Raw genomic sequence first — 11574 nt, 5'->3', positions numbered from 1 at the left:
TTAGGCTTCCGCCAACGCAGCGATGACCAGCGAGCAACTGCGCTCACCGTAGGCCGAGAGCACCTGGCGAATCTGCGGCAGGTCACGGGCCAGCACGGCGGCGAGCAATTGCTCGAACAGCACCAGGTACTCGCTCATGGACGCCTTGCGTTGATCCAGCGCCAGGTAATAGGCACGGTTCATCGCCGGCTGCAGGTTCTCGACGGTTTCCTGCAGATACGGGTTGTTGGCGAACGGATAGGCGGCGCGCATCACGTTGAAGCTCTCTTCGACGAAGGCCCGGATGTCCTGGCGTTCGAAGCTGGCGATCAGGCGCTGCTGGATCTGCACGAACGGCGCCATGTCGGCCTGAGTCTGCCAGCCGGCGGCGACCGCGTTGCCCAGCAGGATGTACAGCTCGCCCATCAGCGTGCACAGGCTCTGCACCTTGTGGGCGGAGAGCTCGGTGACATGGGCGCCACGGCGCGGCAGGATCGCGATCAGGTGCCGGCGCTCGAGGATCAGCAAGGCTTCGCGCACGGAGCCACGGCTGACATTGAGCGCCAGTGTGACCTTCTGCTCCTGGATCCGCTCCCCAGGCTTGAGCTCGCCGCGAATGATACGTTCGGCGAGGTGGTGAGCGATTTGCTCGGCAAGACTATCCGGCGCCTTGAACGTCATGTTTTCCCTTCAAAATCTTCTATCGGTACAAGCGCGGCAGTGTAGCGCACTTGCCGGTTGATGGCGTACGGCCCACAGAGCGGAATTTGGCATGAAATAAGCAGCCGTTAAAGTCCAGAAGCCCCCAAAAACGGCGGTTCCAGAGAACTGGACCATAATTAAAGATGTTGAGATCGCACTTTCTTGACCTTTCGGTCAGAAAATCGTTGACCGAAAAGTCAGACATGACTAGATTCGGCGCAAAGCGGTTAACAACAATAATGAGTCTGCGAGGCCTTCCGTGATCCAGTTTTTACTAAACCAGGAGCTCCGTAGCGAGCACGCCCTGGACCCGAACCTGACCGTGCTCAACTATTTGCGTGAGCACCTGGGCAAATCCGGCACCAAGGAAGGCTGCGCCAGCGGCGACTGTGGCGCCTGCACCGTGGTGGTCGGCGAGCTGCACACCGACGATCAGGGCGCCGAGCAGATTCGCTATCGCAGCCTCAATTCGTGCCTGACGTTTGTCTCGTCCCTGCACGGCAAACAACTGATCAGCGTCGAAGACCTCAAGCACCAGGGCCAGCTCCACAGCGTGCAACAAGCCATGGTGGAGTGCCACGGTTCGCAGTGCGGCTTCTGCACCCCGGGTTTTGTGATGTCACTGTTCGCCCTGCAAAAGAACAGTGATGCCCCCGACAGCCAGAAAGCCCACGAAGCCCTGGCCGGCAACCTCTGCCGCTGCACCGGCTATCGTCCGATTCTCGCCGCCGCTGAACAGGCCTGCTGCAACAAGCCCCAGGACCAGTTCGACAGCCGCCAGGCCGAAACCATCGCCCGCCTGAAAGCCATCGCACCGACGCAAACCGGTGAACTGAACAGTGGCGACAAACGCTGCCTGGTGCCGCTGACCGTCGCCGACCTGGCCGACCTTTACGACGCGTACCCACAAGCCCGGCTGTTGGCGGGCGGCACCGACCTGGCGCTGGAAGTCACCCAGTTCCACCGCACGCTGCCGGTGATGATCTACGTCGGCAATATCGAAGAGATGAAGCGCATCGAAAGCTTCGACGATCGCCTGGAAATCGGCGCCGCGACTTCGCTGTCCGACTGCTACACCGCTCTCAACCACGAATACCCGGACTTCGGCGAATTGCTCCACCGCTTCGCCTCGTTGCAGATTCGTAACCAGGGCACCCTGGGCGGCAATATCGGCAACGCCTCGCCCATCGGTGATTCGCCGCCGCTGCTGATCGCCCTCGGTGCGCAGATCGTGCTGTGCAAGGGCAACACCCGCCGCACCCTGGCCTTGGAAGATTACTTTATCGACTATCGCGTCACTGCCCGCCAGGACAGCGAATTCATCGAAAAAATCATCGTGCCCAAAGGCGTGCCGCTGTTTCGCGCCTACAAGGTTTCCAAGCGCCTGGACGATGACATCTCTGCCGTCTGCGCCGCCTTCAACCTGAAGATCGATAACGGCGTTATCAGCGACGCGCGGGTTGCCTTCGGTGGCATGGCCGCCACCCCCAAACGCGCGAAAAACTGCGAAGCGGTGCTGAACGGCGCCACCTGGAATTCCGCCACCGTGGAAAAAGCCTGCGCTGCGCTGGCCGAAGATTTCACGCCGCTGTCGGACTTCCGCGCCAGCAAGGAATACCGCCTGCTCAGCGCGCAAAACCTGCTGCGCAAGTATTTCATCGAACTGCAAACGCCGCACATCGAGACTCGGGTGACCGCTTATGTCTAACCATCACGCCGTGGAAAAATCCCAGGCCGAACTCGCCGAACTGTTTGCCCAGGACCTGACCAGCGGAGTCGGTCGCAGCGTCAAGCACGACAGCGCCGTCAAGCACGTCTCGGGCGAGGCGCAGTACATCGATGACCGCCTGGAATTCCCCAACCAGTTGCACCTGTATGCCCGCATGTCGGACCGCGCCCACGCGAAGATCATCAGCATCGACACCGCGCCGTGCTACGCCTTCGACGGCGTGCGCATCGTCATTACCCACGAAGACGTGCCGGGCCTGAAAGACATCGGCCCGCTGATGCCCGGCGACCCGTTGCTGGCCATCGACACCGTGCAGTTTGTCGGCCAGGTGGTGCTGGCCGTCGCCGCCCGCGACCTGGAAACCGCACGCAAGGCCGCCATGGCCGCCGTGATCGAATACGAAGACCTGGAGCCGGTGCTGGACGTGGTCGAGGCGTTTCGCAAAAAGCATTTCGTGCTGGACAGCCATACGCACCAGCGCGGAGATTCCGCCGGTGCGCTGGCGACCGCCAAAAACCGCATCCAGGGCACGCTGCACATCGGCGGCCAGGAACACTTTTACCTGGAAACCCAGATCTCCTCGGTGATGCCCACCGAAGACGGCGGCATGATCGTCTACTGCTCCACGCAAAACCCCACCGAAGTGCAGAAGCTGGTGGCCGAAGTACTCGACGTCTCTATGAACAAAATCGTGGTGGACATGCGCCGCATGGGCGGTGGTTTCGGCGGCAAGGAAACCCAGGCCGCAAGCCCCGCATGCCTGTGCGCGGTGGTCGCACGCCTCACCGGCCAGCCGACCAAAATGCGCCTGCCGCGGGTCGAAGACATGCTGATGACCGGCAAACGCCACCCGTTCTATATCGAGTACGACGTGGGCTTCGATGACACCGGCCGCCTGCACGGTATCAATCTGGACCTGGCGGGCAACTGCGGCTGCTCACCGGACCTGTCGAACTCGATTGTCGACCGCGCCATGTTCCACTCCGACAACTCCTATTACCTGGGCGACGCCACCGTCAACGGCCACCGCTGCAAGACCAACACCGCGTCCAATACCGCTTACCGTGGCTTCGGCGGGCCACAAGGCATGGTCGCCATCGAAGAAGTGATGGACGCCATTGCCCGGCATCTGGCCCTCGACCCGCTGGCCGTGCGCAAGGCCAACTACTACGGCAAGACCGAGCGCAACGTCACCCACTACTACCAGACCGTCGAGCACAACATGCTCGAAGAGATGACCGCCGAACTCGAACACAGCAGCCAGTATTTCGAGCGCCGCGAAGCGATCCGTCGCTACAACGCCAACAGCCCGATCCTGAAAAAAGGCCTGGCGCTGACGCCGGTGAAATTCGGCATTTCCTTCACCGCCAGCTTCCTCAACCAGGCCGGCGCGCTGATCCACATCTACACCGACGGCAGCATCCACCTGAACCACGGCGGCACCGAGATGGGCCAGGGGTTGAACATCAAGGTGGCGCAAGTGGTGGCCGAGATTTTCCAGGTGGAAATCGACCGCGTGCAGATCACCGCCACCAACACCGACAAGGTGCCGAACACCTCGCCGACCGCGGCTTCCAGCGGTGCCGACCTGAACGGCAAGGCCGCGCAGAATGCTGCCGAAACCATCAAGCAACGCCTGGTGGAATTTGCCGCGCGCAAGTATGAAGTCAGCGAGGCCGACGTTGAATTCCACAACGGGCATGTGCGGGTTCGCGATCATATCCTGACGTTTGAGGCGCTGATCCAGCAGGCGTATTTCGCCCAGGTGTCGCTGTCCAGCACGGGCTTCTACAAGACGCCGAAAATCTTCTACGACCGCAGCCAGGCGCGCGGCCGGCCGTTCTACTACTTCGCGTTCGGCGCGGCCTGTTGCGAGGTGATCGTCGATACGCTGACCGGCGAATACAAGATGCTGCGTACCGACATCCTCCACGACGTGGGCGCCTCGCTGAACCCGGCCATCGACATCGGCCAGGTCGAAGGCGGCTTCATCCAGGGCATGGGCTGGCTGACCATGGAAGAGCTGGTCTGGAACAACAAGGGCAAGCTGATGACCAACGGCCCGGCCAGCTACAAGATCCCCGCCGTGGCCGACATGCCGCTGGACCTGCGGGTGAAGCTGGTGGAAAACCGCAAGAACCCGGAAGACACGGTGTTCCATTCCAAGGCCGTGGGTGAGCCGCCGTTCATGCTCGGCATCGCCTCGTGGTGTGCGATCAAGGATGCGGTGGCGAGCCTGGGTGACTACCGTCATCAGCCGAAGATTGATGCACCGGCGACGCCGGAGCGGGTGTTGTGGGGGTGTGAGCAGATGCGCCAGTTGAACGCCGCAAAAGCTGTGGAAACCGAAACCGAGTTGGCTTCGCTTTAGACCGAGGCGCTGCCATCGCGGGCAAGCCCGGCTCCCACATTTGGATGTGTGAACCCGATCAAATGTGGGAGCTGGCTTGCCTGCGATAGCGGTCGAACTGACAACAGAGATGCTGAGGTAAACATGAACAACTGGATCAGCGCCCTCGCCGACCTGCAGAACCAGGGTGAACCCTGCGTGCTGGTGACTATCATCGAAGAGCTCGGCTCCACGCCGCGCAATGCCGGTTCGAAGATGGTCATCAGCTCCGCCCACACCTTCGACACCATCGGTGGCGGGCACCTGGAATACAAGGCGATGCAGATCGCCCGGGACATGCTCGTGCGCGGCCAGCAGAACACCCATCTGGAGCGCTTCAGCCTCGGCGCCAGCCTGGGCCAGTGCTGCGGCGGCGTGACGGTGCTGTTGTTCGAACCGATGGGCCAGGTGCAGGCGCAGATCGCGGTGTTCGGCGCCGGCCACGTGGGCCGTGCGCTGGTGCCGCTGCTGGCCAGCCTGCCGTGCCGGGTGCGCTGGATCGATTCCCGCGAACAGGAATTCCCGGAACACATCCCCCAAGGCGTGCGTAAAATCGTCAGCGAAGAGCCGGTGGATGAAATCGACAACTTGCCTGTGGGCAGTTACTGCATCGTCATGACCCACAACCACGCGCTGGACCTGGAGCTGACCGCCGCCCTGCTCAAGCGCAATGACTTCACCTACTTCGGCCTGATCGGTTCGAAGACCAAGCGCGTCAAGTTTGAACACCGCCTGCGGGATCGCGGTTTCGACACCGCGCAACTGCAACGCATGCATTGCCCGATGGGGCTGACCGAAGTCAAAGGCAAACTGCCTGTGGAAATCGCCATCTCCATCGCCGGCGAAATCATCGCCACCTATAACGCCAACTTCGGCCAGCACACTGCGAGCGCCGAACCCATTGCCAAACTGCTGCCGGTATCACGCCGCAGCCAAGCGACTAACTGAGACGACCATGCCTTTGACACGCAAAGCCTACCGTGCCGCCATTTTGCACAGCATCGCCGACCCTGCCGAAGTTGGGATCGAAGCCTCCTACGAGTATTTCGAAGACGGCCTGCTGGTGATCGACAACGGCCAGATCAGCGCCCTGGGCCACGCCAGCGACTTGCTCGCCAGCCTGCCCGCCGATATCGAAGTCACTCATTATCAGGACGCGCTGATCACCCCCGGCCTGATCGACACGCACATTCACCTGCCGCAAACCGGCATGGTCGGCGCCTATGGCGAACAGTTGCTGGACTGGCTCAACACCTACACCTTCCCGTGCGAAAGCCAGTTCGCCGATAAGGCCCACGCCGAAGAAGTCGCGGATATTTTCATCAAGGAACTGCTGCGTAACGGCACCACCACCGCGCTGGTATTCGGCAGCGTGCACCCGCAGTCAGTGAACTCGTTTTTTGAAGCGGCCGAGAAACTCGACCTGCGGATGATCGCCGGCAAGGTGATGATGGACCGCAACGCGCCAGACTATCTGACCGACACCGCGCAATCCGGCTACGCAGAGAGCAAAGCGTTGATCGAGCGCTGGCATGGCAAGGGCCGTTTGCACTACGCGGTAACGCCACGTTTCGCACCAACCAGTACACCCGAACAACTGACCCTCGCCGGGCAGTTGCTGGGGGAATACCCGGACCTGTACATGCAGACTCACATCAGTGAAAACCTGCAGGAAGTGGAATGGGTGAAAGAACTGTTCCCGGAGCGCAAGGGCTACCTGGACGTGTACGACCATTACAAATTGCTGGGTGAGCGCTCGGTGTTCGCCCACGGCGTGCACCTGTGCGACGACGAATGCGCGCGGCTGGCAGAAGCCGGCTCGGCAGTCGCGTTCTGCCCGACGTCGAACTTCTTCCTGGGTAGCGGGTTGTTCAACCTGCCGATGGCCGAGAAGCACAAGCTGAATGTCGGCTTGGGTACGGATGTCGGTGGCGGTACCAGCTTCTCGCTGCTGCAAACCTTGAACGAGGCGTACAAGGTGATGCAGTTGCAAGGCGCGCGGTTGAGCCCGTTCAAGTCGTTGTACCTGGCCACCTTGGGCGGTGCGCGAGCGCTGCGCCTGGAAGACAAGATCGGCACGCTGCAACCGGGCACTGATGCGGACTTTTTGGTGCTGGATTACAACGCCACGCCACTGCTCAGCTATCGCCTGAAGCAGGCCAATAACATTGCCGAGACGTTGTTTGTGTTGATGACGCTGGGGGATGACCGGGCGGTGTTGCAGACATATGCAGCGGGGCAACTCGTGCACCAACGCTGATTTAACAGGCACCACAAAACAAATGTGGGAGCTGGCTTGCCTGCGATGCAGACACCTCGATCATTCAGTTGAACCGAGGTGATGCTATCGCAGGCAAGCCAGCTCCCACATTTTTGATCGGGGTTTACAGTTTTACGGACGAGCGCCCCGGCTTCTTGGTCTGCAACAAATGCGAGAACACCGCATGCAGGTCATCCGACGCACTTTCCTCGTCGAGGTTGAGCTTGCTGTCGATGTGATCCATGTGGTGCATCATCAGGTTCACAGCCAAATCCGCATCCCGCGCTTCGATCGCGTCGATCAACTGGGTGTGCTCATCGTACGAGCAGTGCGAGCGGTTGCCGCTTTCGTACTGGGCGATGATCAACGAGGTCTGGGACACCAGGCTGCGCTGGAAGCTGATCAGCGGCGCGTTCTTCGCCGCTTCAGCCAGCTTCAGGTGGAATTCGCCGGAAAGCCGGATGCCCGCGCCGCGATCACCCCGGGAAAAGCTGTCGCGCTCGTCGTTGACCATCTGCCGCAGCTCGGCCAGTTGCTCGGCCGTGGCATGCTGCACCGCCAATTCAGTGATCGCACGCTCCACCAGGCGCCGGGCGAGGAACACCTGGCGGGCTTCCTCGACACTCGGGCTGGCCACTACCGCGCCGCGATTGGGCCGCAGCAGTACCACGCCTTCATGGGCCAGGCGCGACAGCGCACGGCGAATGATAGTGCGGCTGACGCCGAAGATTTCGCCCAGCGCTTCTTCACTCAATTTGGTACCGGGCGCCAGGCGTTGCTCGAGGATGGCCTCGAAGATATGCGCGTAGACGATATCGTCCTGGGTTCCACTGCGACCGGCCTTACCGGCTCGCGGTTGTTTCTTGAGGGGCTGCAACTGTTCGTTCATGGGCACTCGGGTCGGGAGAACGGCGGCGAATTGACGTTGACTGTAATACGGCACAGAGGGTCGCTGGCAAGTATCGCGTAAAATCAGCGCACATTGTACACAACCCATTGCGCCAACACACTGTACGGCTGTTTGCGGCGCCGGCTGTATTGCAATGAATCGTTACGTTTGAGTTTAGGCTTGATTCCACGTTTTCTCCTTTCTTTGTAGGAGCGAGCTTGCTCGCGAAGGTCGTTAACGATGACGTTGGTTTACTGACACCCAACGGCGCCCTCAGGTTTTTCGCGAGCAAGCTCGCTCCTACAGACAGCCCGGTATAAGGAACACCGCCCCATGTCCGACGTCCCCCAAGCGCGATTACGCCCACTGGCCGACACTTCGCCTTCGGCCATCGTCGCCGGTTTCATTGCCATGATGACCGGCTACACCAGCTCCCTGGTGCTGATGTTTCAAGCCGGCCAGGCCGCCGGCCTGACCACGGCGCAGATTTCCTCGTGGATCTGGGCAATCTCCATCGGCATGGCGGTGTGCAGCATTGGCCTGTCGTTGCGCTACCGCACGCCGATCACTATTGCCTGGTCTACGCCGGGCGCAGCGCTGTTGATCACCAGCCTGGGCGGCGTGAGTTACGGCGAAGCCATCGGCGCCTATATCACCTGCGCGGTGCTGGTGACGATCTGCGGGCTGACCGGCAGCTTCGAAAAACTCGTCAAGCGCATCCCGGCCTCCCTGGCCGCAGCCTTGCTGGCGGGGATCCTGTTCAAGATCGGCAGCGAGATTTTCGTCGCCGCCCAGCACCGTACCGGGCTGGTGCTGGGGATGTTCTTCACTTACCTGATCATCAAACGCCTGTCGCCGCGTTATGCGGTGCTCGCAGCCTTGCTGATCGGCACGGCGCTGTCCGGGTTGATGGGATTGCTGGATTTCAGCGGTTTCCACCTGGAAGTGGCGACGCCGGTGTGGACCACGCCGCACTTCTCCCTGGCGGCGACCATCAGCATCGGCATCCCGCTGTTCGTGGTGGCCATGACCTCACAAAACATGCCGGGGGTCGCGGTGCTGCGGGCCGATGGCTATAACGTGCCGGCCTCGCCCCTGATCACCACCACCGGCCTGGCCTCGCTGGTGCTGGCACCCTTCGGCTCCCACGGCATCAACCTGGCGGCCATCAGCGCGGCAATCTGCACCGGGCCCCATGCCCATGAAGATCGCAACAAGCGCTATACCGCTGCTGTCTGGTGCGGAATTTTCTACGGGATTGCCGGGGTGTTTGGCGCAACGCTGGCCGCGCTGTTCGCCGCCCTGCCCAAGGAACTGGTGCTGTCGATTGCGGCACTGGCGTTGTTTGGCTCGATCATCAATGGCCTGAGTATCGCCATGAATGAGCCGAAGGAACGGGAGGCAGCGTTGATCACCTTTATGGTCACAGCGTCGGGGTTGACGTTGTTTTCCATCGGTTCGGCGTTCTGGGGGATTGTGGCGGGGGTGTTGACGCTGGTGATTCTGAACTGGCGCAAGGCCTGAATCTTTAAGACCCAGTAACGAAAAAGCGACCCGAATGGGTCGCTTTTTCATGACATCAGACTGCCGGGTTGATCGGCTTTTCTGGATGCCAAGCGTCCAACAGGGCGCTGACTTCAACGCGGGTCAGCTCTGGACGAGCCTTCAGCCACGCTTCAACAGCGGCACGCTGTTCTTCGTTGACCGAACCACGGGTGGCTTTGCAAACCAGACCGAAGTCATCACCGCCAACGTAGTCCAGGCCGTTGCCGTCCATTGCTTCAGTCAGGAATGCTTCGAGGAAAGCGTCAACCGCTTCATCGTCCAAACCTTCTTTGAAGTCCAGGTTCAGTTCGAAACCCAGCTCTTGAAATTCATCAACGCACAGTTTTTTGCGCAGACGCCGGGAACGGTTAGTCGCCATTGGAACAATCCTCTTAAGTAATAACGGGCGGCACTTTAGCAGTTTAAGCCGGCCTTTGCCCGACTCTCTGGGACAGGCGGCAGAGTGCCAGTAAAAAAAACCGCGAATAGCAGCTATCGTTCAGGCACAAGTGCGACTGCCTTGGGGCATAATGCCGACACTTTCATGACCATTGAGGGATTTTTCTTACATACCCCTCGCCTTTTTCACCCCCTCAGCAGTAGGGTTTTAATTCTTATGATCAAATCTTTGCGTCCATTGTTACTTGCCGGATTTCTTCTGCCCCTGGCCTTTTCCGTTACCGCCGCCCCCGTCAACACTTCCCTGCCGCCCAAGGTCCAGGAAGCCCTCCAGAAAGCCAAGCTGCAAAACAACGCCTTGTCCCTGGTGATGATTCCTCTCAATGGCCCGGGCACCCCGACCGTGTTCAACGCCGACGTATCGGTCAACCCGGCCTCGACCATGAAGCTGGTCACCACCTACGCGGCCCTGGAAATGCTCGGCCCCAACCATCAGTGGAAAACCGAGTTCTACACCGACGGCACCCTGAGCGGCGGCATCCTCAACGGCAACCTGTACCTCAAGGGCGGCGGCGACCCCAAGCTGAACATGGAAAAACTCTGGCTGCTGATGCGCGACCTGCGGGCCAATGGCGTGCAGCAAGTGACCGGCGACCTGGTGCTGGACCGCGGCTTCTTCATCCCGCCGCAACTGCCGGAGTTCAATGACGACGGCAACGACGAGAACAAGCCGTTCCTGGTCAAGCCCGATGCCCTGATGGTCAACCTCAAGGCGCTGCGCTTCGTCACCCGCAATGATTCGGGCAAAGTGCTGGTATCGGTGGAACCGCCGATTGCGAGCATTCGCATCGACAATCAGGTCAAGGTCTCCAACGCCAAGCAATGCACGGGCGATGTGCGCTACAGCCCGATGACCGCCGCCGATGGCAGCGTCACCGTGACCGTCAGCGGCCAGTTGGCGGATGGCTGCAGCTCGCAGACTTATCTGTCGTTGCTGGACCACGCCACTTACACCGCCGGCGCCGTTCGGGCGATCTGGAAGGAACTGGGCGGCAGCATCCAGGGTCGCGACATCCAGGCACCGGTACCGAAGAACGCCAAGGTGCTGGCCCGGGCGTTCTCGCCGGACCTGGCGGAGATCATCCGCGACATCAACAAATACAGTAACAACACCATGGCCCAGCAGCTGTTCCTGAGCCTGGGCGCGCAGTTCCGCACCGATGCCGACGGCGACGACGCCAAGGCCGCCCAACGCGTAGTGCGCCAGTGGCTGGCGAAAAAAGGCATCACCGCGCCCCACCTTGTGATGGAGAATGGCTCCGGCCTGTCCCGCGCCGAACGGGTCAGCGCCCGCGAGATGGCGACCATGCTGCAAGCGGCGTGGAGAAGCCCGTACGCGGCGGAATACATCAGCTCGCTGCCGATTGCCGGCACCGACGGCACCATGCGTAAACGCCTGAAGACCACCGCCATGCGCGGTGAAGCCCACGTCAAGACCGGCACTCTGAACACCGTGCGGGCGATCGCCGGCTTCAGCCGCGACAACAATGGCAATACCTGGGCGGTGGTGGCGATTCTCAACGACCCGAAACCGTGGGGAGCGTCCTCGGTGCTGGACCAGGTGCTGCTGGACCTGTATCGCCAGCCCAAGCTGGCGGCGGCTGCTCCGGTCCTCTAACTGC

General features: G+C 61.0%; 9 protein-coding genes and 1 pseudogene. 7 read left to right on the top strand and 3 right to left on the bottom strand.

Annotation, left to right across the window (positions count from 1 at the left end; all coding sequences use genetic code 11):
* Positions 1–660, bottom strand: a complete 660-nt coding sequence (locus M2400_RS06780; protein WP_177134675.1) for a GntR family transcriptional regulator — start codon at positions 658–660, stop codon at positions 1–3.
* A gap of 280 nt (positions 661–940) precedes the next feature.
* Here M2400_RS06780 and xdhA point away from each other — a divergent pair, with 280 nt between their 5' ends.
* The 4 genes from xdhA to guaD all read left to right on the top strand — a co-directional run bounded on the left by xdhA (position 941) and on the right by guaD (position 7059).
* Entirely contained in the window at positions 941–2389 is a 1449-nt protein-coding gene (xdhA, locus tag M2400_RS06775) for a xanthine dehydrogenase small subunit (RefSeq protein ID WP_177045765.1), read from the top strand.
* Positions 2382–4781 (top strand): xanthine dehydrogenase molybdopterin binding subunit, encoded by a 2400-nt coding sequence (gene xdhB, locus M2400_RS06770; protein WP_259196175.1) that lies wholly within the window; start codon positions 2382–2384, stop codon positions 4779–4781. The genes xdhA and xdhB overlap by 8 nt, the downstream gene beginning before the upstream one ends.
* Before the next feature lie 123 nt (positions 4782–4904).
* The gene (gene xdhC, locus M2400_RS06765) at positions 4905–5747 is read left to right on the top strand and encodes a xanthine dehydrogenase accessory protein XdhC (RefSeq protein ID WP_259196176.1); all 843 of its coding nucleotides are present in this window, start codon (positions 4905–4907) and stop codon (positions 5745–5747) included.
* A 7-nt stretch (positions 5748–5754) separates the two neighbouring features.
* On the top strand, positions 5755–7059 hold the full coding sequence (gene guaD, locus M2400_RS06760; protein WP_177113367.1) for a guanine deaminase: 1305 nt from the start codon (positions 5755–5757) through the stop codon (positions 7057–7059).
* 124 nt (positions 7060–7183) lie between these two features.
* Here the strand turns inward: guaD and M2400_RS06755 are convergent, their stop codons facing one another.
* On the bottom strand, positions 7184–7948 hold the full coding sequence (locus tag M2400_RS06755) for a GntR family transcriptional regulator (RefSeq protein ID WP_003219095.1): 765 nt from the start codon (positions 7946–7948) through the stop codon (positions 7184–7186).
* Between the two features lie 218 nt (positions 7949–8166).
* Here M2400_RS06755 and M2400_RS33485 point away from each other — a divergent pair.
* A pseudogene (locus M2400_RS33485) lies at positions 8167–8253 on the top strand (outer membrane lipoprotein carrier protein LolA); the annotation flags it as partial.
* A 28-nt stretch (positions 8254–8281) separates the two neighbouring features.
* Positions 8282–9472 carry a benzoate/H(+) symporter BenE family transporter gene (locus M2400_RS06750; protein WP_177045771.1) on the top strand — a complete coding sequence of 397 codons (1191 nt, stop codon included), beginning with the start codon at positions 8282–8284 and terminating at the stop codon, positions 9470–9472.
* A gap of 55 nt (positions 9473–9527) precedes the next feature.
* Here M2400_RS06750 and M2400_RS06745 read toward each other — a convergent pair whose 3' ends face one another.
* Positions 9528–9872: a YggL family protein gene (locus M2400_RS06745; RefSeq protein ID WP_003219101.1), complete on the bottom strand. Its 345-nt coding sequence runs from the start codon at positions 9870–9872 to the stop codon at positions 9528–9530.
* Positions 9873–10109: 237 nt separating this feature from the next.
* Here M2400_RS06745 and dacB point away from each other — a divergent pair, with 237 nt between their 5' ends.
* Positions 10110–11570 carry a D-alanyl-D-alanine carboxypeptidase/D-alanyl-D-alanine-endopeptidase gene (gene dacB, locus M2400_RS06740; protein ID WP_177045773.1) on the top strand — a complete coding sequence of 487 codons (1461 nt, stop codon included), beginning with the start codon at positions 10110–10112 and terminating at the stop codon, positions 11568–11570.
* Positions 11571–11574: the final 4 nt, after the last annotated feature.

The sequence above is a fragment of the Pseudomonas sp. BIGb0558 genome (genome assembly GCF_024807515.1).
In the GTDB taxonomy this organism is placed as follows: Bacteria; Pseudomonadota; Gammaproteobacteria; order Pseudomonadales; family Pseudomonadaceae; genus Aquipseudomonas; species Aquipseudomonas yamanorum_A.
The sequence above is the reverse complement of the archived record's forward strand: the minus strand, read 5'-3'. Positions and strand labels throughout refer to the sequence as shown.

Excerpts from the sequence above, each read along its gene's own strand:
- dacB (WP_177045773.1), top strand. The coding sequence starts at position 10,110 with ATGATCAAATCTTTGCGTCCATTGTTACTTGCCGGATTTCTTCTGCCC.
- xdhB (WP_259196175.1), top strand. The coding sequence starts at position 2,382 with ATGTCTAACCATCACGCCGTGGAAAAATCCCAGGCCGAACTCGCCGAA.
- M2400_RS06745 (WP_003219101.1), bottom strand. The coding sequence starts at position 9,872 with ATGGCGACTAACCGTTCCCGGCGTCTGCGCAAAAAACTGTGCGTTGAT.
- M2400_RS06780 (WP_177134675.1), bottom strand. The coding sequence starts at position 660 with ATGACGTTCAAGGCGCCGGATAGTCTTGCCGAGCAAATCGCTCACCAC.
- guaD (WP_177113367.1), top strand. The coding sequence starts at position 5,755 with ATGCCTTTGACACGCAAAGCCTACCGTGCCGCCATTTTGCACAGCATC.
- xdhC (WP_259196176.1), top strand. The coding sequence starts at position 4,905 with ATGAACAACTGGATCAGCGCCCTCGCCGACCTGCAGAACCAGGGTGAA.
- M2400_RS06750 (WP_177045771.1), top strand. The coding sequence starts at position 8,282 with ATGTCCGACGTCCCCCAAGCGCGATTACGCCCACTGGCCGACACTTCG.
- M2400_RS06755 (WP_003219095.1), bottom strand. The coding sequence starts at position 7,948 with ATGAACGAACAGTTGCAGCCCCTCAAGAAACAACCGCGAGCCGGTAAG.